Source organism: Legionella worsleiensis, from assembly GCF_001467535.1.
Taxonomy (GTDB): Bacteria; Pseudomonadota; Gammaproteobacteria; order Legionellales; family Legionellaceae; genus Legionella; species Legionella worsleiensis.
On sequence record NZ_LNZC01000031.1, the window covers coordinates 139,675 to 165,426 of the forward strand.

Below are 25,752 nucleotides of genomic sequence, written 5' to 3' on the forward strand. Positions count from 1 at the left end.
CCTTAGATTAATTAAAAGTTATTTTCTCCATTGGATTAAGAAATTTTGCTCTTCTAATTAAATTCATGTTGTTAATGGTTTCTTCAGGCAAGATAACTGGCGATTTGGTTTTTACCATGTGGATCATTTCGCCTATAGTTCTTTTGAATGCAGAAAAATTGTCATACAAATCAAAATGAAAATGATTTTTAGTGCCGTATAAAGACAGATGAAGCGTTTTAGTAACAGAACCCAGGCACGACAGATTAAATTGAATCCCGTTGTCTAATTCGATGCTGTAGGCTTCAAATGAAGAAGGAAGGCGTATTATCGATTTAATGCCTTTAATGCCCAGGCCGTTGATTGCATCAAGAAGATGAATGCCGTATTTTTCCAGGTTATTTAAAATAACACCTTCAATTAATTTTAGCTCGCCAAGTTCTGAGTTATTGTTTCTGATGGTATCCAGCTCTTTAGCATAACGCATACCGGAAGTGCTCATCAGCATGCCATTATGCAGATAGGGCTCAAAATAGTTTAACTCCTCTTCATTCAGTGTTAATGGTTTATCAACAAAAACCGGAGTTCCGTGTTCGAGGAAGGGTTTTGCCATAGGAAAATGGGTATGGTAATCATCTCGTGCAATAAAGACGAAATCCACTTTACCTAGCATATCAGTATAGTGTTCTACTGCGTGAGGGATTTTACTTGCTGCACATAAACGGTTTGTTAGATTGATATCCTGAGTCCAGGCGTGGCTCACTTCAACCTCATGAAAATCAAAGGCGTCACGGGGTTGTTTTTCAAGATAGTCAAGAATGACGCTCCACCCAGCATTAACAAATTCTTCAGGCTCGTAGCCGTTTATTATTGCAGAAAATGAAAATGGATGACCGTTTCCCTCGCTGTAACCCAGTATTCCTGCTTTCATTACCAGACACCCCATCCACCATCAACACAGATGTTTTGACCAGTAATATAGGCTCCAGCATCAGAGCAAAGCAATGCGGCTGCTCCTTTTAATTCATAAGGCGTGCCTATTCGATTTAATGGATTTTTACCACACAAGCGTTGAATAAAATCAGGATTTTCTTTTTGAGTGCTTTCAAATGGGAAGGGTCCTGGGCTAATTGCGTTCACCCGAATACCATCCTGAGATAAAAAACTTGCCAGATATTTTGTTAACTGGATCAATCCGGCTTTGGCTGCTCCATAACTTGGTGGGTTAGCAAATCGCTCACTATCGTACAGACGATAATCTGGCGCAACATGTCCGTACATGGATGCAATATTAAGAATGGTTCCTTTCCGTTTTTTTAATAAGAGATGAAAGCGTTTAATTGTTCTGAAAACGCCATTTAAACAGACTTCAATGTCCTGATTCCAGTCTTCATCTGAAATCGATTCAAAGGTGTTTTTACGCCCAGACCATCCACAGTTGACCAGGATATCAAGACCTTGAGGGGATAATTCAGTCACCGAGTGCAAACACAAATCAATAGATTCGGGATCGGCAATATCTATGGCTAAGGCGGTAAAGGTGTTGTCCGGGAACTGATTTTTAATGGTATCAACGAAGTTTTGACATTTATTGATGTCACGACTTGCAATGATAAGATTGGCCCCAAGTTCTGCCAAAGCATAAGACAATTCACTGCCCAATAAGCCTGCGCCTCCTATAACCAGGGCAGTTTTATTTTTTAAAGAGAAAAGCTCAGACAACCTCGGCGCTGTTTCTGGTTTCGAATAAGACATTTGCAACCACCAAATCTTTTTTAGTATCAATATCAATAACAGAACTTCCATCAAGAATTTCTGCGCCCATTGTTCCATATAACACGTTTGGTCCTTCCTCGGGGAAGGTTTTTAGATTAAACGCATAAACCACTCCATTGAGCTGATAGGCCTTAGGTAATTTTTGTCTCGGTAACCAGGGGATTGCCCCTTCTATAAAGGGTTGGGGTTGGCCTTCTTCTATAGACCAAGTTCTATGGGGGTTAATTTCAGCTTCATTAAAAGTGGCGATTGAATCGAGTTCTTCATTAACCAGTCTGTGCAGGCATTTTTGAATAATTTCTGCGGTTCTAAAAGGAGATGTAGCCTCTAATAAAACCAGATAATCAGGGAGATTATTTTCAGCAGCCAGTACCGTTCGGCAGTAGCGAATTGCATCCGCAACAATAGCCGTATCAGTGGCTAGATAATCAGGTCTTTTTTGGATGGTGGCTCCATAAGACAGCGCTGATTTGGCAATATCCTCATTATCGGTTGAAACAATGACTTGATCGATTTCGGGGACTTGTGATGCGATTTCAATTGGCCATGCAAGCAGGGGTTTATCCCCCAAGAGCGCAAGATTTTTATTAATTATTGATTTACTTCCGCCTCGGAGCGGTATAAACGCAAAAATCCTTTTATTTTTTATCATAGTTAATTCATTAACTAAAAGCAGTTTCGCCGGATTATAATGCCGAAGGGTACATAAAGCAATAATTCAAATTTTAAATAAAAAATCGTTGAGAGCTAGTGCTTGTTATGATGAATTGTGCACGAGTGATTAAAATTAACTCTTTATTTGTTTTAATGTTTTTTGGACAAGCACCATTCCACTCAAGATCAGGAAGCGAGATATTATTCCAATCTTAACCAATCCATTTGTGAGCCAGGATGAATTCTTTTTAAAAAATTTGTTATGGTAGCGCCACATGCCACGGGCTTTATAACCAAGAACTTTGAGAGGAATTTGACGGGTGCTGAAACTTTTAATGTGCATTACTTTGATTTTAGGGTTAAAAATAATGTTCCATTGTCCAGCTATGAATCTGTAGAACCAATCATAATCTTCACAGTAAAGAAAATACTGATCATCGAGTAAGCCTACCTCTTCAATGGCTTCTTTACGAACGAACATGCAGGAACCAGAAATCAGCTCTACTGCAACAGGTTCATCGGGAAGTGGTTTATTGGATAAAATGTAGCCTGAAAATTTAGGATTATCAGGAAAGAGTTTAGCTAAATGGAATAGTTGATTGAACACTCGTGATGGGGTGGGGGTTAATCCTCTGCATCCCGCTTGCTCTGTGCCATCGGGGTTAGTTACCAGACAGCCAACCATGCCGGCCTTTGGAAATTGTTTCATAGTATGGATTAATTGTTCCAAAGTGTCTTTTTCAATAAAACAATCTGGATTGAGGTAAAGAATATATGGGGTAGTAATGAACTCATAAACGGCATTATTTCCCGCAGAAAAACCACGATTGGCATTGTTTCTATGAATCATTACCTCGGGGCGATCTTTAAATGCCGTTTCTACCAGACTGAGGCTGTTATCCGATGATGCGTTATCCGATACGATAATTTGTGTTGGAACAGTGCTGGTGAGTACCTGATTGATGCAGTTGACCAGCATCTCACCTGAGTTATAGTTTACGATGACTACAGTAACGGAATAATTTACCATGGCAAGCCTTTATTAAGGATTTTAAAAAGTTGGAATGTGCTGAGAACTCGTGTTTTTTGCACTATCCTGCGTTGCTGCCAAATGCGCTGCAAGCCTTTTAATGCATCCAGCTTGGATTTGAGTATGGTTTTGGTTTGTCCTCTTTTAACAAAGAGTGCAATAGTTGCCATATTCAGCAAAAGGTGTAAGGGTAAAAAAATAAGAAGCAATAGGGTCGGCATGTTTTTAAAATAAGTCCATACCAAATTTCTATGACCATGGTAGGTATAAAAATCACTGTGTCTTGTTGTTGTTGCAGAACCAGTGTGCTCGGCAATTGATTTGGGAACATATGCTCCTTTGTAACCCGCCAGCCATAGTCTAAAAGCTAAATCGATGTCCTCATAGTAACAAAAAAAATGTTCATCAAAACCTTGAACTTCATCAAATGCTTCTCGTTTGTATAAGGCGGCTGCAGCACAGGGAGAAAAGATCTCCTCTATTTTTGTGGAGGAACGATGCAATGGCTTTCGGTGATGATTTCTCCATGCTTTACCGCTAATGTGGTACACATCGCCTGTTCCATCGAGTAAGTGCGGCTCTTTCTCGCAGATGAGTTTGGAACCCAGAAAGGCATATTGTGGATGGGTATGAATGACCGTTACCATTTCTGCCAACCATTCTTTGTAAGGGTAGGCATCAGGGTTTAAAAGGGCTATCCAGTTTATTTCGGGATCGAGATATTCAATTGCTTTATTGTTTCCAGCTGCAAAACCAAGGTTAGTTGGATTTTTGATGAGGGTTAACGGCAAGTTCAATTGATGAATTTCTGCGGGAATTTCTTCTGAACTGGCATTATCGAATACAATCACTTGATGGGGTTTATATAACTGAATCGCCAGAGCATGAAGCGCTTTTAATAAATAAGAGGCAGAATTGTAGTTAACGATGATGACCGCTATGTTAACTGGCGCATCTTTTTTTGTATCAGATAGGTAATTCATGGTCCTGAGTCCAATTTTTTAGGGCATCAATCATCAGCAGGTATAAATTATTACTCTCAATAAACCAGCTCATTTTTTCAATTGAGAAATATTGATTAATCAGTTCCTGCGTTAAAACGTGCGTTACCTTTTTTTCATAAAGATAGGGTAGGGAGATGGATGAGTAAGAAACAGACAGTACCTCACACCCCTGAACCAGGCATTCAGCGAGTTCTATGGGTAAATGGTAAAAGTCTTTATTAATTATTTGAATACAGTAGTGTTCACTCAGGGCGCCAATGATCTGTTGAAATACCTCTGGATTATGTGCAGGATGAGGTTTAATTATGATAGTGCTGTCAGGTTGAGCGTGGGTTTTAAGTATTTCTTGATAGAGTGCAATTTCATTTTCTAAAGTAGTTAGTTTGGATTCAGTAAAATTGCTAAACATCAATAAATAACAGGGTGTTGGGCTGCTGTTAATGTGTTCTTGCATGTGGTTTTTAAATTCAGGCAAGGTTGTGGCAAGTTCCTGCACACAGAGTTTTAAATCCTTTTGGTTAATGATCGAAAGGGTGCACTTGCTCAGGAAATCCCTTCCTGGGTCACAGGGTATGGCTAAAATAGCATCTTGTGGCATTAACTGGTGTTTATTTCCGGGATATAAAAATTTTCTTTTAATTCGGGCAAGTAGATTATGAACAATAATTTTGTTGCGGCTTTTGATTCGGTACATCAATTGGGTAAAATAATTTGGGGTGTAGACCAAACCAAGCGCATCACCATAACAAATACGCCGTGCGGCAGGAAAAGCGTGCATTAATGTCTGGTTCCAGAAATCGCTGCTGATGTCGTGGGCGAAAAACAGTTCCTCTACTGAATAATGCTTTAATTTTTGGTATAAAAACCAGGATCTGAGCCGTGCCGGGAAATAGGTCATGAGCTTGGGATATTTAAATAAAGAAAAGCCGTTTATCACGACAGCGGCCTTTTCATTACTCATCAGAGTTTTAATGTGCTTAATTTTTAACGAGCTAAATGGAATGTGAGGTTTGGTTAAAATAACCAAGGTCTTTTCTTCCAGTTTATTGTGAATGCGTGCGTGTTTTAAAGCAGCATAGGCAGGAATCAACTGATTGATGTGGTCTATGCTGATTAAAGAGATTTTATTCACAGGCTGCTCGGGGTATTAATTTGTTCATACCATTTGAGCATGCTGACCTGTTCTTCAATATCCGGTAATTGAGCCGGGTCGTTAATGAATGCGTGAGTTTGTTGATACAGACCAGGTTTAAAATCATAGTCCAGGGCATCATCCAGCACCACATCCTCAAGAGCAACACTACCCAATTTCTGAATTTGCAGTTTTTCCATAGGTCTAAAATAGAGTCTGTGCTGTCGAGTTAAAAACTCCAAACCCCAACGACCAGGAGCCTGCCAATTTGCCTGATAAGTAAATAAAACACCCTGTTCAGTAATCCCGGAACCGGCATAAACGGCAGCTTTTGGATGCCAGGATAGAGAACCAGCGGTTAACGCATTCAGCACTCGAGGAGTTCCACCAAGGTGAAAAGCCAAGTCAATGACGTGAGATGAGTTAGCCAAAAACCAGTGCTCTTTAACGCCTTCTTCTTTTTCAATGTTGGCAATCACATGTCCCCACTCGGTGAATTCAAAATTGAAAGACAGTAAACCGCCATCCTCGGCAATAATGGATTTGGCTTTTTCAACTGAGGCGTAAAATCGGCGATTATAACCTACCAGAACTCGGGCATTTTTGTTTTTAGCTGTTTGAGCAACAGCTCGAATATCTTCAGCATCTATACCTCCAGGTTTTTCAACCAGAATGGTTGCTATACCGGCATTAATTGCAGCCCGAGCAGCATCCCCCAATCGTTTTTCACCAACGGCGATGATGGCATGTGAAAAAGAATGTTGATTGGTGGCTAAATACTGTTCGTATCCTCCGGGGATAGCTTTAATTCCGGTGGTAGTGTGAAAGGCGTTAGTTGATTGCTCACTTCTGCCAAGTACCGTAAAGGGCACTTGCAAGGCTTGCAGAACCTTGCTGTATTCGCATGCCATAGGGCCTGAGCCAAAAATTACAACATTGATCATTATTGATTCCTATACTGTGTTCAGGTGAATGGATAGTCCATATGGCTGGTTAATCTGTTTTCAGCTACAAATGATTTAAGTGGTTTCAGTAGTTGCAGATGAATTTGCATGGATGTGGTGTAGTCGGTCAGTGAGCAACGATTTGTAGTCAAGAGCGAATGAACCAATTCAGCTGTCAGAGTGCTTTGGAAGGGAATTGGCGCATTGACTTCCTCCCATTTCCAATCCTTATCAACCCCGGTTTGCCAAGCTTTTTGTTCCCATTCTTTAGAAATAATGCGGTTTTTGTGATTATAAATCTCGATTTGAATAGGTGCCGAACCGTGTTTATCGCAGTTGATGAACGCCTGGCTGCCATTAGCGAAACGTGCGACCAGAGTTCCGGTTAATTCGTAATATCCTGCTCTCTTGCTTTCAATGATGTGTTTATCCAGGAGATGAGTATCGAGTTCAAATTCATTGTCGCCAGTGATGTAGGCTGCATGATCCAGATAATGGATGGCGTTAGTAATCAGGCCGTATTGACTGCCTGTAACGTGATACTGAACGGCTTCATTGTGAAATAATGTGTTGAGATTTTGGTAGTAGGGCATCATGCGCATAGTGCAATTAACCCATGTTTTTGTTTGATGTCTGGATAACAATTCTGCTATATCGTAATAGTCCTGCTCTTGGGTAAACAGGATTTTTTCCAGAACCAGGTGCTTCACTTCGACTTGCTTGAGTAGATCTTCTACTATGGTGCGGCGGCTTTGAGCAGTGCTTGCAATGATCGCAACGTCTACAGTATGAGTGTCAGTTAATTTTTGGGTGTAATTGATTTGATGTGTTACTTGCGCAATGGTCGCTTCAAACCGTGAGCGTGCTGTTTCAAGAGAAGCCACGCTGGGATCTACAACGGTAATATCCAGTTGCTCATTGAGCAAATTTAGCGATTGCAGATGGCGGCTGCCTAATTGTCCTGCGCCTATGATGAGTATTTTTTTCATGATGTTATAGGAGGTAGTTAATTTGCCAAACATTTTAGCTGACCGGCTCATTTAAATCTACTCGAGCCAGCAGATGTTTTTATTTTTGTTGATTGGTGCTAGCTATTTTGTTTATCCGCTTCCTTCTGAGCCAGCTGATTTTTTTCGTCCCCGTTGATTTGTCTCGCCAGCCATTTTGCCAGATGTCTATGCCCCTCTTCGTTAAAATGAGAAAGATTCATAAAATGGCTTTCAGGATAATCAAGTCCGGGATTTAAACAATGAACTTTGGGAAATTGTTGGCAGATTTTGTAGATGTCGTTTAATTCGCACTCTATATCGCTTACTTTAAATTGAGATTGCGCTACACCATTTTTGTAAATCGGTGATATAAAAAAATACACATTATGAGCTACAGAAGATGAGGACGAAAATAATGAATTAAGAAACAATGTATAGTTAGGCAGCTTGTCTTTAAATCTATCATAAGGTTCGGAATAGGCATCAGGAAGTGCTACATATTGATATTTATTTTCTCCGGTTTGTTCCAGTGTGTACAGGCGGTTTAGATCCAGATTGAGTATGGAATTTATGCCGTGAGGATGAAGAAAGTAAAAATCGAAGTATGAATCGTAGGCTAGATCTTTGGGCGCAAATTTTTCGTCATCTATAAAATATGAATTCGTGGAAATAAAATTAAACAGATTTATTTCGATTATTAGTGTATCCAGCGATATTTTTTTCGCTTTGAGGTAACTCAGGTTATCCAGATAAGATTGCCCACTTTCCCCAATTACTGATGCGTTCATGATTAAAAAATTGGGGAATTGTTCCATCAAATGATGAGCATAGGTATTTAGAGCGGATAGTGAGTTTCCATAAGAAAATGAAGAACCCATAATCAGCATAACCGGTTTCTGGGATTTTTTTAAAAAGTTTGTCAGATAGGATCGTGATAATGGTTTTGTTTCTGATCCGTCATAATTGCGGACATTAATCAGTGTATTTTTATAAAAACCAGTGGTCACTAACCCCATAATATAACTGAAAAGAACATGTGTGAGCAGAACCCCGGAAAAAACTGCTATGAAATATTGGTATAACTTTTTTTCTTTCATGTTGTGATGTTCTCTTTTCAAAAATTGAAATATAAAAAGGTACTTGGAGTTTGGGATATAGTCGTTAAAGAAAAATACAGAGCTGCACCAATAACTAATCCATATGCCAGGCTTGGTTTCCAAATCAAACTAAGTGTATTGGATTTATTTGCATTTATTGAATTTACCTGTTGTGAATCAAGTATGGCATGTGCTGATTTCATCAGCTCAATAGTATTGGGCATAAAAGCGCAGATAATCAGCCCTGCTAAAAGAAACAATCCAAAGAAAATGTAGTTTAACAGAGTAAGTAATCCACTAGAGCCGTAGTAATAGTTGTGGTAATGGAACATTCCCTGATAAAAATTATGCGCAGTGGCGAAGTCATTGGCACGAAAAAGTACCCATCCAATAACAACGCAAAAGAAGGTTAGAGCAATGGACAGCAACTGGATTGTTTTCTTCATGAATCCAGAGGTTATCTTGAAATCAAACTGACTGATCAGCTGATTTTTCACGGTATGCCAGCTGTGATTCAAAATGAGTAAAGTACCATGATAGGTACCCCATAAAATAAAAGTCCACCCGGCACCATGCCAGAATCCGACAATGACCATCACAATAAACAAATTAAGGTATTTACGAAAAGGTCCTTTTTTACTGCCTCCAAGTGGAATGTATAAATAATCTCTAAAGAAACGGGACAGGCTCATGTGCCATCGTCGCCAGAAATCAATAATATTTACCGCCTTATAAGGTGAGAAAAAATTGATGGGTAGTTTGATTCCTATCATAAAACTTAAGCCAATGGCCATTTCAGAATATCCTGAAAAATCAAAATACAGTTGCAAGGTATAGCCAATAGCCCCCATCCATGAGTCAACGAAAGACAACTCGTATCCTTTGCCCGGTATATCAAAAATATAATTGACTTTGGGAGCCAGCGTATCGGCCAGACACACTTTTTTAAACAAGCCTATGATAAAAATTGTCAGTCCAATCATGAAGTAGCGCATCAGAGGGAATTCTTTGGTGTCGAGTATTTTATTGAATTGGGGCATGACGTCTTTATGATGAATGATGGGCCCTGCAATTAAATGAGGAAAATACGTTACAAAAAGCGAGTAATTAAAAATTCCGAATTGTTTTACTTTTTCATAATAGGCATCAACTAAAAAAGCAATTTGGGTAAAGGTAAAAAAGGAAATTCCCAGTGGCAGAATGATGTTGTAAAAATTAAAATTGGTATGAGCAAGAGAATTGATATTCTGGATGAAAAAGTTCATGTATTTGAAATAAAACAGAGCAGCCAGGTTTGCTGCTATTCCCAGAATTAAATAACATTTTTTATGCGATTGAATCGTACTCTGTACAATCAATTTACCGACAATAAAATTAAATCCAATGGAGGTCAGTAACAAAGTCAGATAGACGGGATTCCACCAGCCGTAAAACAGCAGAGAAAAGGTCAATAACCAGGGAACTACCCCAGGTTTAAAGAAGTAAATAAGCAGATAAGTACCAAATAAAACTATAGGAAGATACAGAAATAGAAATTGATATGAATTAAAAAGCATATGATTTTTTTCTAAAAATAGAATGCAGTATATGGATAAATAGATTGAACAACAATAGTTTTTTAGTATAAGGAACAACTTCTTAATAGCCGCCGGAGAAATCAACCTGAAGATGGCACTGTGCCAACTTTTGGAGATCTCTCACCCTCGCTGAGTTCGGGTTCGGGATAACGTAGGGAATCCTGTTGTTCAATATGGCGAAATACTCGTTGTTATTTAGAATTTATTATAATACGATCGCATCTATTCAATAAAAATACGATGTTAAAAATCTGATTTTTGATTTTCTCTATTGTATTTTGACCTTAAAAAAGACCATGGAGTGAGGAATGATATTTCATCAGTTTTTTGATCAGGATTCATCAACCTATACTTACCTCATTGGTTCACCTGCCAGCAAGCACGGTATTATCATCGATCCGGTAAAATCTCATATTGAAGAGTATCTTCACTTTATCAATCAATCTGGATTAAATCTGGTTGCTTCCCTGGATACTCATACTCATGCCGATCACATTACCGGTTCCGGTGATTTGGGTTATTTGACTCATTGCCAATCCATGATGGGGATTGAAACGGAAGTCCAATTTCTCAGCTATAAATTTCATGATCAAGAGTTTTTAGACTTTGGCGATTTAAGGATTCAGGCCTTACATACCCCAGGACATACCCCAGATTCTTATTCTTTTGTTTGGGACGATAGCGTTTTTACCGGGGATACATTACTCATTAATGCTACAGGACGAACTGACTTTCAAGGAGGAAGTGCCAGTATGCAGTATGACAGTTTGTTTCATAAATTGCTCAAATTACCTGATACCATGAAGGTATATCCTGCTCATGATTATAATGAAAAAAAATTCAGTACCATAGCACATGAAAAAGCGCATAATCCCAGATTACAGGTTAGTTCCAGAGAGGAGTATGTTGCCATGATGAATAGTCTAAATCTTGCCCCACCTAAAAACATGCATTTTGCCGTCCCGGCAAATTTAATCAACGGGTTAAGTAAACTGCCGGAGTGATTCGGTTTATAATGACCAAATGAATCAATGATTTTTTTTGTTAGGTCTGGAATTAGAATTGATTTGCAGGTAGATTATTGTTCCTTCTTAATCACGTATTTTGGCCTATGCGTAACTCCCCAGGTACGTCATCCTGAGCGTAGCGAAGGATCTCCAAATGCCTGGAACTGAGCCAGATTCAGAAGATCCTTCACTACGTTCAGGATGACGTGAGTGCGGTTTGGTTAAATTCAAACCAATCTTATCCTCAACCTGCGGAGTTACGGCTCTACTTAAATAACAATGAGTGGAGGCTTAAGTCATTTGTTTTGAGTTTTGTTCTGTTTAGGTACGATGTAAAGGAGAATGCTGTAGCGTGTCTTTAAGCTTTTTAGGGATACCGTTACAGTTCATTAAAAGTGAAAATTAATTACACATTTTATCTTAGCCTTAATACTCCGTTAATAATCAGAGTGTACAATGTTATCCGAGTAAGAAAAGTTGTTTAATTTTTAGTCAGCATGTGGCTGCCAAGAACACCATGGAAGCGTTCTGTGGGAAAGTAGGTAGCTGCCTTATTAGGGAGATTTAGTCATGTTAATTTTGACTCGGCGTATAGGTGAGACATTAATCATTGGTGATGATGTTAATATTACCGTGTTGGGTGTTAAAGGTAACCAGGTTCGTTTGGGTATCAATGCACCAAAAGATGTTTCAGTTCATCGTGAAGAAATTTATTTACGCATACAACAAGAAAAAGGATCTGACGATTCTGAACAAGAAGTATAAATCGATTTCCTCGCAGTTCATCCAGTTCCGAGCCATTAAAACGGCTCGGGACGAACTCTCACTATCCCCTCTAAATCCGGTCTACTCAATAGCTACTCTTCCAATTCGCACAGTTACAACAGAGTTTTTATTACAAGCTAAAAAAATCAATTTTGTGTGCCGTTAATCAGGCAAGCCTAAACTGCATGCATCAACCAATTCATCTTCGTTTGTGCTCCTCTGAGAATGAATCTTGAAAAAATATTGGGTATAGGGTCTTGCCCTTGCAGGTGCTTCTGCTTCTTTTAAGAAGCCAGGAATATGCTCGTCCAGTTTTGTAATCGCTTGATGTATGGATAATGCGATACTCGGATTTTGGCATTTATTTATGGCCAAAAGAAGAGGGTTGCCTGTTTTGTCATTGTCTGTTTTTTGGGGGCAGAATACTTTGGCCTGAGCATCCAGGGGTAATAATTCAATAATGGGCAAGAGAAGGGAAACTGATTCGGGATAGTGCAGTATTGCCAGATCCAGCACGTTTCGCCCCTCTTTATTGGTTCTTGTCATTAAAGAGCAAAACAGTTCGCATTGTTCCGTTTCCGGTAGTGCAGTTAATTCATTAAGCAGTAGGGGTAGAGCATGGTGGTTGTGTATCATGGCCAACATGAGACAGTTTTCTTCCTGGCTATTGTGCTGTTCACACAATGATACAATACAGGAAGGAGATATTTTTTTTGCTAAAGACAGTAAAGAGTGTATTGCATCCTGACGGTTGTTTTGCACCGCCAGCAGCAAGCAATTCATCTGGTTTGGGGTATTTTGCAGTATTAAAAAACCTAATTCTGTATGCAATGAAACAGGGATGAGTTGGAGAAGCTTGTATACTTCATGAAAAGCAAAGTCAGGTACATCATTCTGTGATAACGAGGCGGTTAGTGCATTCAAACCGTATAAATTGGTTTGTCGCAACAGTTTTAAAAGGGCGACTGTATCAGGGTGATTCTTTTGTTCATCCCAATAAATGGCCTTGCTGATAAAATCAAAAAATACCATCAATTGTTCGGACTTAACTTGTTGCAATGCCAGCAGTAATGCACTATTGCCTCGATCATCTGAAATGCTGCGCTGATAGGAACACCCATGCCATCCAACATCGGTATGAAGCAAGGCGGAAATCTGGTGTTCATGTGGCTTTTTTTCCAGGTAGGCAAGATACCATTTAAATGATTCTATATCCCAATCCATGGCTCGCATGAGCATGTTGCCTTTTCTCCAATCAATCTGATCCAGGACAGCTGCTTTATTTTCTGGTGGCAACTTATCGATTTCGTTGCGAATGGTGGCCATAGCGGAACTGTCGACTTCATAGGCTTCCAGCAATAAATTCGTACTTGTGTCTTTTGTGCTATGAGAAAAGATACTTATTTTTATCTCTACAGGCAGATCTGCGATCGCATCCAGAATAGTTTGGATCAAATTAGCGTTGACCCTATACGAAATTGCCAGTTCTAATATGTTCTTCTGTGAATAAAAAAACTCTCGTGTCAAAAAGGGTATTTTTTCTTCTGGAGGAAGGTCTTTGATCAGATTGACTATTTCTGAGAACGATTCAGTATTTGAACGTACCGCAAATTCCAGTAAACTTTGTCTATAGGGTTCGAATTCTCGTAACAAAACCTGAGTCCATACAGTGGTTGGCAAAAGAGGTCTCAGGGTGAAAAAACGTTGCAGAGCTTTATTTTGGTCAATATCGTGGGGTAATTTTATAGCTGAACGCTCAGGATTCTTGCGATTTACGGTTTTAAAGAAAGAGCCAAATACGGCACAGCAAATCTGGTGAATTTGTTCGTTTGAATCCAGACAGCTTATGGTCTTTAATAAGACACCTATTGAATTGGGAGCATGATCCATTGCATAGCCTAGGGCGCTGAAAACATGATAGTCGACATGATCCGAGACCTCCATAAACCATCTATTGCATATCATCTCATTATTCCATAACAGCTGCTGTAAATGAGGCCCTAGATATTCACATAGACGTAATAGGCTTTGAGGAATCCGTTTTAGTTTGATTATTGTTTGTATTAACAGATTATCTTTAACTGGAATACCATTCAGTAACATTTGGTCGCTGGTGGAGTTTGTTAATAATTTCTTGACCACATTTTGATGATTCGTCTGAACGGCAGGATGGTCTATAGATTTTGTTATCTCCAGTAAATTACAAATAAATTCAGCGAATAGTTCAAAGTTAGAAGGCTCGCTATCTGAAACGCCAGATCTGGCATTAACATCAATAAGCAGGGCTTTTAATAAAGATCCTTTGTAGTAATGATTATTCTGTATGTGAAACAGGGTAATCTGGTCATGTGGATCTAGCGTACTGATTGCATCTAACAGTTGAAGCAGATAATCCTGTTTTTGGCAAAATTTAATCATTACAGGAAAGAGTCTCATGTTATAAAGTAGTTTTTGTTTGTGCATGTCCTTAATGCGCTCAATAAGCTCGGGCAAGATGTCATCAAAATGAAAAATGAGTGGAACCTCATTGCTTATTAATTGATCCAAATCCCTGACCAGATCTGAAAATTTTAAATACCTCTTATGGTGAATAAGCTCAATAATCTTGCTTACTTCTTCATAACGAGGATTACGTAATAAAGCAGAATGTAGCGGACTGCGGTATTTATCCAGCATATTCGCAGTCTCTGTGTAGAGTCCTGTCATAAAATCGGAGATTAGATCGGGCACGTCGGGATTTCCTTATACAATGAAATGCTGATTTTGAACAAAAAAATACACTTGTCAAGAATAAAACCGGTTTGGCAGGGTAAACGCATCTAAATTATGAACATAAATCTCCACCCTTTTGCCTACGTCCTGCGTTTTATGCGCAGGATCCATGCGATCTTAGTGTAGGCAAAGATCTGGACTCTGCGCATAAAGCGCAGAACGTAGGCATCTTGGTCTTAGATAATACGTTTAGATGCGTTTGCCCTGACCGGTTTGGGGTAGTCTATTGCCTGTCATTATGTAATGAAGTATCTCCAGATGAGAGCAGATGGATGATGCCCTTATCGTCCCTAAGGATCAGTTGCCCTGCGGCATCAATTCCGCAAGCAGTTCCTGTAAATGAATTAAGCGCTTGGGTAACACTGATGTGTTTTCCGGCAAGATAATCGTATTGCTTCCATTCATCCATAAAACTGGTGAGATCATGGTTTAAAAATTGATTGATGTTACAGTTTAAATGATACATCAGGTTGGCAATGAGAATATTGCGGTCGAATTGCTGATGAGCCAGATCAAACAAAGAACCCCAGGGCTTATCGGGCAGAGGATGGTTTTGCGTGTCGCTGTTTACGTTAAGCCCAATGCCAATAATTACTTGGGCGTGTCCATTGGATTCGGCAATAATTTCAATCAATACCCCGCATATTTTTTTATTGCCCCAAAGCAGATCATTGGGCCACTTGATTTTAATTGCATCAGTTGCAACGGACTCCTTTAATGATTTGAGTATTGCCAAGCTGGTAATCAGGCTTAATCCAGACAGACGGCTAAGATCACAATAGACATTCCAACGGCTGGAGCAGTAAATATTCTCGCCAAATGGGGAATGCCATGCTCTGCCGAAGCGACCTCTTCCCTGGGTTTGTACTTCAGCGCAGCAAATATCCAATGTTGAGCTGGGTGGGATTTCTTTTAAAAAGCGATTAGTGGAGTCAATTGAAGAAAAAAGATGCAGTTTGAAGGACTGGGGAAATGCTTTTTGGTGCAGGTGATTGGTTATGAGCGTTTCGTCCAATAACTGCAGCGGATTCGCTAAACGATAGCCTTGTTGTGGCATACGGATAATTCCTATCCCTACATCCATGAGCTGGTTGATGTGCTTCCAGACAGCCGAACGACTCATGCCCAGAACATTGCCTAATTCACTGCCACTATGGCACAAGCCATCACCAAGGATCTGGAGTAGGGTTCGCTGTGTCTGATTAAACTGGATCATGGTTTAAAACTGTAAAGCGGCGTTTTGATGCAGCTCGATTAACCCATGCCGGATTTCCCTGATGGTTGGGTGATGGCACAAAGCACCGCTACACGCCACTTCGGGCATGAATGTACGTAAATGCCAGGTCATATTATGTAAGGGATCATCAACCAGTTGTTTGGTTGGCATGGTGGTTGGCACGTGAAACTCTTTAGTCGGGTAAGAAAGCCCCAAGCCGCTGGCTTTGATAAAGGCTTCTTTTTGTGCCCAGACATGAAAAAATAAGGCAGGTTTCATGGATGAAGGGGCTTTTATCAATTCCATATATTCCTGTTCGGAAAATAAATTTTTAGCTATGCCCTCATAAGGTCGAGCGGAATAATGTTCAATGTCCACGCCCATTGGAAAACCCTTGCCAACCGCAAGCAGTGCCAAATCACCGGTGTGGCTGATGTTAAATTGCAGTTTTTGCGAATTAAGAACTGTTGGTTTGCCATGCGGGCCATAAACAAACTCAAGTCGTTCTGGGGCTGTATTGAGATAACGGGAAAGAATAATTCTCATAGTGGCTCGGGCGGTTGAAAACCGTCTTTTGTGCCGACTAAAGTAAAAACGATCGGTTCTTGCCCTTTCTTCGGCATTTAATAACTGATCAGCGATATGGAGTTCATGCTCTAAAGAGAACTGCCAAAGGTCTATACGCAAGTCATTTAGAATGCAATTTTGTGTATTTAATGGAGTAAATCCTGTAATTATCATATCAAGTGTTTTGAATCTGGCGTCAATTAACGGTTAAGAGTATCATATACCATGACATTTAATTCAACAAAGAGTAATCAATGAGCCGACAATTTTTGGATTTTGAGCAACCTATAGAAGAGTTGAATCAAAAAATTGAAGCACTCCGCATGGTTGGTAGTGATAATGAAGTCAATTTAAGTGAAGAAATTGCCCGTCTTGAAGCAAAATGCTCTGAGTTAACGGCGAATATTTGTTCCAATCTGGAGCCCTGGCAGATTGCGCAAATGGCCAGACATCCTCTTAGACCCCAGACGACTGATTACATTGAACACATATTTACAGATTTTCAGGAGTTGCACGGTGACCGCAGTCATTCTTCTGCGCCAGCTATTATTGGTGGAGTAGCCCGTTTAAACGATGAACCGGTTATGGTTCTTGGGCATCAAAAAGGCAAACGAACCAAAGAAAAAGTCTACCGAAATTTTGGTATGGCTCGTCCTGAGGAATACCGCAAGGCATTGCGTTTGATGAATATGGCTGAAAAATTTAAGATGCCTATTTTTACCTTCATTGATACGGCTGGAGCTTATCCTGGTATAGGGGCAGAAGAACGAAATCAATCAGAGGCTATTGCTCGCAACCTGTTTGCGATGGCTCGGTTGAAAACGCCTATTATCTGTACCGTAACTGGTGAAGCCGGTTCGGGAGGCGCCTTGGCTATTGGCGTTGGTGATAAGGTGCTCATGCTCCAATTTGGCATTTATTCGGTTATTTCGCCTGAGGGTTGTGCGTCCATTTTATGGAAAGATGCGGCTAAAGCCAGTGAAGCAGCTCGTGCGATGGGGATAACCGCAGACCGAATTTATGCAAACAAACTGGTTGATATGGTCATTCCTGAACCCTTGGGCGGCGCTCATCGCAATGTTGAAGAGATGACAAGTCGATTAAAGCGGATTCTTATCAACGAGCTTCAGGCTTTGAAAGGGGTGCCTTTGGAACAATTAATCGAAATGAGATATCAAAAATTTATGGCTATGGGGGCATGTGACTAAACCTTTACTTAACTTGAGGTGGGTATCCTTTCTCGAGCAGTTTAGACGTTTATTTGTGGGGTTCAGCGGTGGTCTGGACTCTACAGTGTTATTGCATGCGCTGGTTTCGCAACCGACTCTGCGCAATAAATTAATTGCAGTTCATGTAAATCACGGTTTAAGTCCTAATGCTTCACTCTGGCAAGCTCATTGTGAGGCTTTTTGTCTTGATGCCGGTGTTGCTTTTATTGCTCAGCAGGTTGAATTTGATCGCCAAGCCAATATAGAAGAAGGGGCGAGAAATGCCCGCTATGAAGTATTCATTTCGTTGATGGATGAGCATGATTGCCTGGTTTTGGGTCATCATCAGGATGATCAGGCGGAGACTGTTTTGTTGCAGTTGTTTCGAGGGGCGGGGGTGGATGGATTGGCTGCCATGATGGAATCAGGCAACTGTGGATCAGGTCGTTTGGCCAGACCTCTTTTGGCCAGTTCTCGCAAACAATTAGAGCACTATGCTGATTGTCATCAACTGTCCTGGATAGAAGATGAAAGCAATCAGGATGAGTATTATTCGCGTAATTTTATCAGGCAACAGATTATTCCTTCGCTGACGGCAAAGTGGCCTGGCGTTGTGGGTAATATAGCCAGAGCAGCTCTCCATTGTCAGCAGGCGCGTACTAATCTCGATGCGCTTGCTTTTATGGATTGTTGCGCATTATCAACACCGGCCAATCTATTGGCTCTTGCGCCTTTAAAATCTTTAAGTGTTGAGCGTATTAATAATGTGTTGCGTGTTTGGTTGAAAAACAACCAGGTGCGATTGCCTTCCGCAGCAACGTTTCAACGGTTAATTAATGAAGCAGTTTTGGCGAGTGAAGATGCTAATCCGTTGATTAGTTGGGATAAAGTACAGATTCGTCGTTATCACGATACGCTCTATCTCTTACCCGCTAACTCATGCAACTTTCCTGTTGTACTCAAGTGGGATGAATTTCCAAAACCTTTATACTTAGGGGATACAGGATTTTGTTTGTCAGCCAAAAAGACAAAAGAAGGCATTAGAATTCCTCAAGATGCGGTACTCCATATTCAATTCAGGCAGGGCGGAGAGACGTTTTTTTGGCATGGTCAGACAAAACAGCTAAAAAAATTATTTCAGGATTGGCAAGTACCGCCCTGGTTAAGGCAGAATATTCCCTTACTTTATATTAACGATCAACTTGCAGCAATTATTGGTTATGCGGTGAGTGATCGTTATTATACTCAAGAAGCCTCAGAGGCATGGACTTTGTTAATGAATCAGTCCTCGCAAAAGAGTGATTAGTATTGGTTTTTTTATAAACTGATTTTCATTCCTTGAATGGGCTTAATTAACTGGATGCCCAGATCATTTTGTTGTGATAATTCGCTCATAATTTGGTTGGCTGTCTGTTCTTGAAAAAGCCCGGAATGATTTAATTGCGGTTTGATGTGAGTGACAACTACAGGTAATCCTTTCAAGGAATTTTTTATGTCCAGTGGATTAACCCTAGAGGCCAGTTGGTGCAATTCCAGCATGAACAAATCAGGTTTTAAATGGCCAAATAACTGGTGGTTAGGTTGTGAATTCAAAAAAGAACATTCCAGCATGATGGCATGCAGTTGTTTTGTTTGGATAAGAGGAGCGATTTCTTGCCAAATTTGTGCCAGGTTGGTTGATTGTTCTATGCCATCAGAACCAGTATCACCAAAATACAGGATGTATTCGTTTTTATACCGAATTAAAAACGCACTGGATGCCATTCCACCATGGCTTAATGGGAATGTTTTTACACGCAGATCCGTTTTGGGAATTGCTACCCATTCAAGTAAGGGTATTGACTGGTATTGTTGATAATTTAACTGCGGAATCGCTCCTTTATTGCCAAAATTCCCCCAAACAGACCAGTTAAAAATATGATGTTGCAATGCCTGCAGGGTCTCATTTTGCGCTAATATGGTTTGTTGTTCTCTCAATTCAGGTTGCGCAATCACCAGACCCATCAGATGATCAAGATGGGCGTGAGAAATAAGGTATGCTGGAATGTATTTATTTAGCAAATCCTCAATATTTTTGTTGGGTATGGACTGTTTGTTTATCGCAGCTTTAAGCCCATTGATCAGTGTACCCCCATCAAGAGCGATATAATATTCGCTCTTGATGCTCTTTAATAAGTAGGCGGATAAATTTCCATCGTCTAATCCACCATACACACCCAAAGGGATAATTTCAAAGACGGGCGCAGAATAGGCATTAACAGACATAATAAAAATAACAAGACTCAGAACAATCTGACGCATGTCTTTATCCCAGGTTTAACACTCAGGCAGATTAACGGCTAATCCACCCATAGATGTTTCTTTATAAATGCTTTGCATATCCATACCTGTCTGCTTCATGGTTTTAATTACTTTATCCAGCGAAATTTGATGTTGGCCATCACCAATAAGCGCCATACGGCTTGCATTTACCGCTTTAACAGAACCCATAGCATTACGTTCAATACATGGTATTTGTACCAGTCCAAGTACCGGATCGCACGTCATGCCCAGATGATGTTCCATTGCAATTTCTGCTGCATTTTCAACCTGGGCAACAGTACCACCTAAAACGGCAGTAAGGCCAGCGGCTGCCATGGAAGATGCAACACCAACTTCTCCCTGACAACCAACCTCAGCCCCGGATATTGATGCGCCTTTTTTATAAAGGATGCCTATAGCCGCTGCGGTTAGAAAATAAGTGTAGACATCCTCATCGCTCATCTTGTCATGAGCTTTTTGACAGTATTTTAAAACAGCAGGAATGATTCCTGCCGCACCATTTGTTGGTGCTGTAACTATTCGACCGCCAGCTGCATTTTCTTCATTAACCGCCATAGCATAAAGATTTAAGTGATTCATAATATCCGATTGCTCAAATACACTTTTCACCCCTTGTTGATCCATCAGTCTTTTGTACAGATCGGGAGCTCGTCTTTTTAAATTAAGCCCTCCGGGTAATAAGCCATCATGTTTGCATCCATTACTAATGCAATCATCCATCACTTTGGCTATAGCGAGTATTCCTTGATGAATTTCTGCAGTACTGCGCCAAGTTTTTTCATTAGCCATCATTAATTCAGCTATGGTCAGCTTGTTAGACTGACACAAATTTAACAGTTGTTCTGCAGTCGAGAAGGGATAGGGCGGAGGATTAGAGTCCTCACCAGATTTATCAAAATCTTCTTCAGTAGTTATAAAACCACCGCCTATGGAGTAATAAACCTGACTGATTAATAGATTCCCTTCACTATCAAAAGCAGAAAAACGCATGCCATTGGTGTGTTTGGGGAGTAATTCTTTTTGTAAAAATAAAAAATCAGTTGCCTCATTGAAGGATATATTTTTCTTGCCCCCCAGATTCAGTGTATGCGTGTTGAGAATCTCATGCATGCGAGGAACCATGGTTTCGGGGAGTACGGTTTCGGGGGCTTTATTTTCCAGTCCGTTCAAAATGGCTTTGTCGGTTCCGTGCCCTTTTCCGGTCAAAGCTAATGATCCGTATAATTCAACTTTGACTCTATGAGTCTTGTTGAAAAAAGCACCTTCCTCCAGCAACGACAAAAAAGCATTCGCTGCACACATGGGGCCGACAGTATGCGAACTTGAAGGTCCAATTCCAATCGAAAACAAATCAAAAACACTGATGTTCATAATTTTTAAAATCTCTTGCGCCATTTAGTGCCAAGTTTAGAAGGATATTAACTATTTGTCTATTTGTAATTAAATCATTGATTATGACTGGTAATTTTGTATGAATTTAGGCAGAATGGATGAGCTATTTAACAATGTTCTATATCTTTCTAACTTAATTAAGGAAGATATGTACTTAAGAAAGACTAAAAGGGGATTGTTTATGAAGATGAAATTGGTCGCTGCAGCCGTCTTGGGGCTGGCAATGTCTGGTGCAATGGCAGCTGATGCTACATCCTTAACTACAGACAAAGATAAATTGTCTTACAGTATCGGTGCTGATTTGGGAAAGAATTTTAAAAATCAGGGTATAGATGTGAATCCAGAGGCATTGGCTAAAGGAATGCAAGACGGGATGAGTGGCACGCAATTAATCCTTACAGAACAGCAAATGAAAGACGTTCTTAATAAATTCCAAAAAGATTTAATGGCAAAACGCACCTCGGAATTCAATAAGAAAGCCGATGAAAACAAATTAAAAGGCGAAGCCTTTTTAACTGCAAATAAAACTAAAGCCGGTGTTGTAGTTCTGCCCAGCGGCTTGCAATATAAAATTTTAGATGCCGGTACAGGCACCAAGCCCGGTAAATCAGATACAGTGACTGTAGAGTATACTGGTCGTTTAATTGACGGCACTATATTTGACAGTTCAGACAAAACTGGTAAACCAGCAACATTCCAGGTGTCACAAGTTATTCCTGGATGGACTGAGGCTCTGCAATTAATGCCAGCTGGATCTACCTGGGAGATTTATGTTCCAGCGGCTCTGGCTTATGGTTCACGCAGTATTGGCGGACCTATTGGACCCAATGAAACTTTGATTTTCAAAATTCATTTGATTTCTGTTAAAAAATCTGATGCCTAATCAATAGTAATCTCACCTTGAATATTTTTCTTCAAGGTGAGATTTGTATTGCAGTGACTTCGTTTAATGATTTATCACATAATAAATAAACGTCTTTTTGTTGTTTTTATTTTAGGTTTTTCCTCTGGTCTCCCCTTATCCTTAATCAGCAGCACCTTACAAGCCTGGTATGCCTCCAGTGGCGTGTCTATTCTGGTTACTGGTAGTTTAAGTCTCGTTAGTCTTCCTTATGCTTATCGAATTTTCTGGGGGCCTGTTTTAGATCGTTATTCTTTGTTTCAATTAGGTAAAAGGCGAAGCTGGATTATAACCATGCAATTTTTGTTGTTGGTTGGATTTAATCTTATGGCTTGGCTGACTCCAGAACAGTACCCTAAATTATTGGCATTTCTTGCTTTGGTGCTGGCTTGTTTTTCTGCAACTCAGGATGTGGCCATTGATGCACACCGAGCGGAGTATCTTCCTGTTACCGAACATGCTTTAGGTGCATCCCTTGCTGTTTTTGGGTATCGATTAGCCTTGTTATTATCTGGTGGTTTGGCTTTAATCATGGCAGAGCATTGGGGCTGGGCATTTACCTACCGATTTATGGGCTTTGTAATGCTTGCTGGTATGGCTGTGATTTTATTGAGCCAGGAGCCTTCAGTTGCAATTCAGGAAAAATCCAGTTTTATGCTTTCCTACATTGCCCCTGTTAAAGAATTATTTGGGCGTCCCCGAATCATTTGTCTTTTGCTGTTTGTTTTTTGTTACAAACTTGGAGAGGCATTTACTACTACAACCAGCGGAATCGTTATGCCCTTTTTAATTCAGGGTTTGGGTTTTTCTCTCGATACTATAGGTTATATTAACAAAATGCTGGGAATAGGCGCTGTATTAATTGGCGGATTAACGGCAGGTTTTATATTATTACACTGTTCTCTTTATAGCTCTTTGTTATTGTTTGGAATATTACAGGCGGTTACAAATGTGCTTTTTGTGGCATTGGCTGTGATAGGAAAAAATACTGTTTTATTGGCTGTTGCCGTGTTCTTCGATAATTTTGTTGCAGGTATGGGCTCCACTGCTTTGGTTGCCTTTTTCATGCGTTTAGTAAACAAACAATTTACCGGTACTCAATTTTCTATTCTCGTTGCTCTGTCCACTGTCCCTAGAATTATTTCTGGACCATTAGCGGCCAATATTCAATTAACTATTGGTTGGATAGGTTTGTATCAGTTATCCGTTTTGTTTGCGTTGGTGTTTATTCCATTTCTTATGTTAATCAAAGATCAGACTAATGATAATGAGTTGCTTATGGCTAAAGAAGAAGAATTGAACGCTGTAAGCGAACAAAGAACCAGATATTAAAAAAACGCATCTTAGCACTAAGCCTATAACTACCCACGTACTTATTAAACTTACCGAGTATTCACCTCTCCCTTAAGCTGCGCACGGTGGCATGTGAAAACTTAGTTAGCTCAATTAAGTATGTGGCGGGTTACTCTCGGTGTCTTATCTGTCCATTCTTTATTCATTAACACGGTGGTTTTGATGTCTTCCAGTGCCTTGATGGCGTTCGTTTGCGTATCAAAAAAAGTGGTTTTGTAAATGGATTCTTTACTCAGAGCGGCAAGAGCTCCTGAGGTTTGCAGAGCGTCGAGAATGTGATAGTACTGTTCTTCGCTTTCGGCTTCTATTAGTTGTTCGGTAACGATGAGCAGGATTTCTCTTTTTAATGACACATCTGTCAGACCCTGACAGCGTTCTTTATAGGGCGGATCCAGAGCATCGCCAGTTTGTTCCTGTTTGTTGCTGTGATTCAATCCCCAGGTAGGGTAGTGTCGTTGAACCAGCATTTGGGCTTCTGTCATTAATGACCGCTCTTCGTTGCCTTTTAAGGAGTGTGCGGCAGTTGATGAAGATGATGCGGCATAGGAGTTGATGCGGGTAGCTTTTACTTTGTGTTTGGCAAGGTTAAGCAGGTCACGCAGGCAGGGGGCGGGTTTGAGGTGATGTTGTTTGGCGTAAGCTGTTTGTTTTTGCCATGCGTGAATCATCTGCAAGGCATCCTGGCGTTGAATACCTATGGTGGCATGCAAAATTTCTTGCAGTTCCTCATCTGGATAGTCATACATAACCAGGGTGATCATTCGGCGTGCGAGAGCAGTGCTTTGTGCCCGGCGGCCGGCCATGGTGATAGGATTTTGCGTACCTATAACCATGAACCCTGGTTTTTGCGGCCGTTCACCGTTAGGGCCTATACCCATAAGCAAGCCATTGAGTAATTGTTCCATCATCGGTGAGCTGTTGATTTCTTCAATAATGACTACCGCTCCTGAATGAAAGGCTTGCAGCAAAGCAGCCTTTTTTTGCTCAAGTCCCATGCTGACGGGAATTTCATAATATATTTTGTCTTGGGAATCGGTACTATCCGCTCCTTTTCTAGTATAGCCGTGAGCGATGAGGTATTTTTGGACAAATTTACTTTTACCTACTCCGGGTTCGCCTTCAAAAAGGATACCGCCCAGGCCTCCGTAACATAACGCTTCATTTTGAGTGTTTGCGGCAAGGCAGCGAGCCTGGCGAAGTGCAAGTATGTTGCTCATCAGCTCTGCGGCAGGTTGGCGGGAGGGCGTAATGATAAACTTACGTCCAAGATATTCATAACGTTCAGCTTTGAGAGACGGTTTGGGAAATCGCTGATTAAAGGCGCTTTGGTAGGTGGTCGGCAAAGCATGACTTGCGATAGTGCATGCAAGCGCATAAGCACGTTCCATTGAAGGTGGTTGCGAGGCATGCATCAGAAGTAGGGCCATCATTTGCAGTTCGCGCGGGGTGATCAGTACTTCATCCGCAGAGTGCTCACATAAAAATTGATAAACCTCGAGTATGGGCTGACAAAGTGCAAGAATCTGCATTTCGGGAATCCCTTCAGGAAAAACGGGTTTCAGAATGTCTTGATAAATACACGCCAGAGATAAAGGTTCAAAGACGAGTGCATTGCCATGACGAGCAAAAAGGGATGCAAGACTGCGGTCGTCACCGTAGCTGACTGGGTTTCCGGCAAAAACCACACGATGCTGATCAGACAGAGAAATTAATTGGCCTTTAAAGAGCAGGGTTCTTGGCTGATGAAAAAGACCTTCAAATTGACTCCATTGCTTCAATTCAAGATTGGCTTCGTCAATGAAGATGATTTTAAGGGTATCAGAGGTGTCTTTAATCCAGCTGGCTATCCCTTCTTCACCATAGTGAATCGAGTATAGTTTGGCCAGTTGTTTGCGCATAAAGGTTGTTTTGCCAACCCCGGTCAGGCCAGTTAAAAAAACAAAAGGCGCATAGGATAAACGGTGTGCAACCGCTGCAAGGCGCTGTTGATGAAATGCTTGGGCATCTTGTTCGCTGTGCAGGGCGTTAAATGGTGTTAAAGTAATCTTAGCGGGAAGGTATTTCATG

22 protein-coding genes are annotated in these 25,752 nt (G+C 40.6%); 6 read left to right on the top strand and 16 right to left on the bottom strand.

All coding sequences use genetic code 11. The features are described 5' to 3' along the window. Positions 1-7: 7 nt before the first annotated feature. The 10 genes from Lwor_RS12430 to Lwor_RS12475 all read right to left on the bottom strand — a co-directional run bounded on the left by Lwor_RS12430 (position 8) and on the right by Lwor_RS12475 (position 10,161). Positions 8-910, bottom strand: a complete 903-nt coding sequence (locus Lwor_RS12430) for a Gfo/Idh/MocA family oxidoreductase (protein WP_058494200.1) — start codon at positions 908-910, stop codon at positions 8-10. Continuing rightward, complete coding sequence (locus Lwor_RS12435; RefSeq protein WP_058494201.1) at positions 910-1,734, bottom strand: SDR family oxidoreductase; 825 nt, start codon at positions 1,732-1,734, stop codon at positions 910-912. Before Lwor_RS12435 ends, Lwor_RS12430 begins: the two co-directional genes overlap by 1 nt. Further along, a complete protein-coding gene (locus Lwor_RS12440; protein ID WP_058494202.1) occupies positions 1,694-2,407 on the bottom strand; it encodes an acylneuraminate cytidylyltransferase family protein in 714 nt (237 codons plus the stop codon). The genes Lwor_RS12435 and Lwor_RS12440 overlap by 41 nt, the downstream gene beginning before the upstream one ends. Positions 2,408-2,542: 135 nt before the next feature. After that, positions 2,543-3,439 carry a glycosyltransferase family 2 protein gene (locus Lwor_RS12445; RefSeq protein WP_058494203.1) on the bottom strand — a complete coding sequence of 299 codons (897 nt, stop codon included), beginning with the start codon at positions 3,437-3,439 and terminating at the stop codon, positions 2,543-2,545. Continuing rightward, positions 3,433-4,422 (bottom strand): glycosyltransferase family 2 protein, encoded by a 990-nt coding sequence (locus Lwor_RS12450; protein WP_058494204.1) that lies wholly within the window; start codon positions 4,420-4,422, stop codon positions 3,433-3,435. The genes Lwor_RS12445 and Lwor_RS12450 overlap by 7 nt, the downstream gene beginning before the upstream one ends. After that, positions 4,406-5,575 carry a polysialyltransferase family glycosyltransferase gene (locus Lwor_RS12455; RefSeq protein ID WP_058494205.1) on the bottom strand — a complete coding sequence of 390 codons (1,170 nt, stop codon included), beginning with the start codon at positions 5,573-5,575 and terminating at the stop codon, positions 4,406-4,408. The genes Lwor_RS12450 and Lwor_RS12455 overlap by 17 nt, the downstream gene beginning before the upstream one ends. Next, positions 5,572-6,519, bottom strand: coding sequence for a Gfo/Idh/MocA family oxidoreductase (locus Lwor_RS12460; protein ID WP_065235861.1), 948 nt, complete (start codon positions 6,517-6,519; stop codon positions 5,572-5,574). Before Lwor_RS12460 ends, Lwor_RS12455 begins: the two co-directional genes overlap by 4 nt. A 20-nt stretch (positions 6,520-6,539) precedes the next feature. Then, positions 6,540-7,559 (bottom strand): Gfo/Idh/MocA family oxidoreductase, encoded by a 1,020-nt coding sequence (locus Lwor_RS12465; RefSeq protein ID WP_238584668.1) that lies wholly within the window; start codon positions 7,557-7,559, stop codon positions 6,540-6,542. 47 nt (positions 7,560-7,606) lie between these two features. Further along, the gene (locus Lwor_RS12470) at positions 7,607-8,605 is read right to left on the bottom strand and encodes a hypothetical protein (protein WP_058494206.1); all 999 of its coding nucleotides are present in this window, start codon (positions 8,603-8,605) and stop codon (positions 7,607-7,609) included. 17 nt (positions 8,606-8,622) lie between these two features. Next, positions 8,623-10,161, bottom strand: coding sequence for an MBOAT family O-acyltransferase (locus Lwor_RS12475; protein ID WP_058494207.1), 1,539 nt, complete (start codon positions 10,159-10,161; stop codon positions 8,623-8,625). Positions 10,162-10,490: 329 nt separating this feature from the next. On the opposite strand from Lwor_RS12475, the gene Lwor_RS12480 reads away from it, so the two are divergent. Beyond that, on the top strand, positions 10,491-11,186 hold the full coding sequence (locus tag Lwor_RS12480) for an MBL fold metallo-hydrolase (RefSeq protein WP_058494208.1): 696 nt from the start codon (positions 10,491-10,493) through the stop codon (positions 11,184-11,186). A 573-nt stretch (positions 11,187-11,759) separates the two neighbouring features. Next, complete coding sequence (gene csrA, locus Lwor_RS12485; protein ID WP_058494209.1) at positions 11,760-11,954, top strand: carbon storage regulator CsrA; 195 nt, start codon at positions 11,760-11,762, stop codon at positions 11,952-11,954. Between the two features lie 162 nt (positions 11,955-12,116). On the opposite strand, the gene Lwor_RS12490 is transcribed toward csrA, so the two are convergent. From Lwor_RS12490 to Lwor_RS12500, 3 genes are all read right to left on the bottom strand, one after another. Beyond that, positions 12,117-14,684, bottom strand: coding sequence for a hypothetical protein (locus Lwor_RS12490; protein ID WP_147279871.1), 2,568 nt, complete (start codon positions 14,682-14,684; stop codon positions 12,117-12,119). Positions 14,685-14,949: 265 nt separating this feature from the next. After that, entirely contained in the window at positions 14,950-15,942 is a 993-nt protein-coding gene (locus tag Lwor_RS12495) for a biotin--[acetyl-CoA-carboxylase] ligase (RefSeq protein WP_115091045.1), read from the bottom strand. A 3-nt stretch (positions 15,943-15,945) separates the two neighbouring features. After that, on the bottom strand, positions 15,946-16,683 hold the full coding sequence (locus tag Lwor_RS12500; protein WP_058494211.1) for a 4'-phosphopantetheinyl transferase family protein: 738 nt from the start codon (positions 16,681-16,683) through the stop codon (positions 15,946-15,948). Positions 16,684-16,763: 80 nt separating this feature from the next. Here Lwor_RS12500 and Lwor_RS12505 point away from each other — a divergent pair, with 80 nt between their 5' ends. Further along, complete coding sequence (locus tag Lwor_RS12505) at positions 16,764-17,717, top strand: acetyl-CoA carboxylase carboxyltransferase subunit alpha (RefSeq protein WP_058494212.1); 954 nt, start codon at positions 16,764-16,766, stop codon at positions 17,715-17,717. Continuing rightward, positions 17,710-19,023: a tRNA lysidine(34) synthetase TilS gene (gene tilS / locus Lwor_RS12510; protein WP_058494213.1), complete on the top strand. Its 1,314-nt coding sequence runs from the start codon at positions 17,710-17,712 to the stop codon at positions 19,021-19,023. Before Lwor_RS12505 ends, tilS begins: the two co-directional genes overlap by 8 nt. 11 nt (positions 19,024-19,034) lie before the next feature. On the opposite strand, the gene Lwor_RS12515 is transcribed toward tilS, so the two are convergent. Continuing rightward, positions 19,035-20,018 carry an MBL fold metallo-hydrolase gene (locus tag Lwor_RS12515; RefSeq protein ID WP_058494214.1) on the bottom strand — a complete coding sequence of 328 codons (984 nt, stop codon included), beginning with the start codon at positions 20,016-20,018 and terminating at the stop codon, positions 19,035-19,037. Positions 20,019-20,033: 15 nt separating this feature from the next. After that, complete coding sequence (locus Lwor_RS12520) at positions 20,034-21,410, bottom strand: L-serine ammonia-lyase (RefSeq protein ID WP_058494364.1); 1,377 nt, start codon at positions 21,408-21,410, stop codon at positions 20,034-20,036. A gap of 202 nt (positions 21,411-21,612) precedes the next feature. Between Lwor_RS12520 and Lwor_RS12525 the strand changes: the two genes are divergently transcribed. After that, positions 21,613-22,314, top strand: a complete 702-nt coding sequence (locus Lwor_RS12525) for a BamJ family beta-barrel-assembly machinery protein (RefSeq protein ID WP_058494215.1) — start codon at positions 21,613-21,615, stop codon at positions 22,312-22,314. Between the two features lie 81 nt (positions 22,315-22,395). Further along, positions 22,396-23,664, top strand: coding sequence for an AmpG family muropeptide MFS transporter (locus Lwor_RS12530; protein ID WP_058494365.1), 1,269 nt, complete (start codon positions 22,396-22,398; stop codon positions 23,662-23,664). A 110-nt stretch (positions 23,665-23,774) separates the two neighbouring features. Here Lwor_RS12530 and Lwor_RS12535 read toward each other — a convergent pair whose 3' ends face one another. Beyond that, positions 23,775-25,751, bottom strand: coding sequence for an AAA family ATPase (locus tag Lwor_RS12535; protein ID WP_058494216.1), 1,977 nt, complete (start codon positions 25,749-25,751; stop codon positions 23,775-23,777). Position 25,752: the final 1 nt, after the last annotated feature.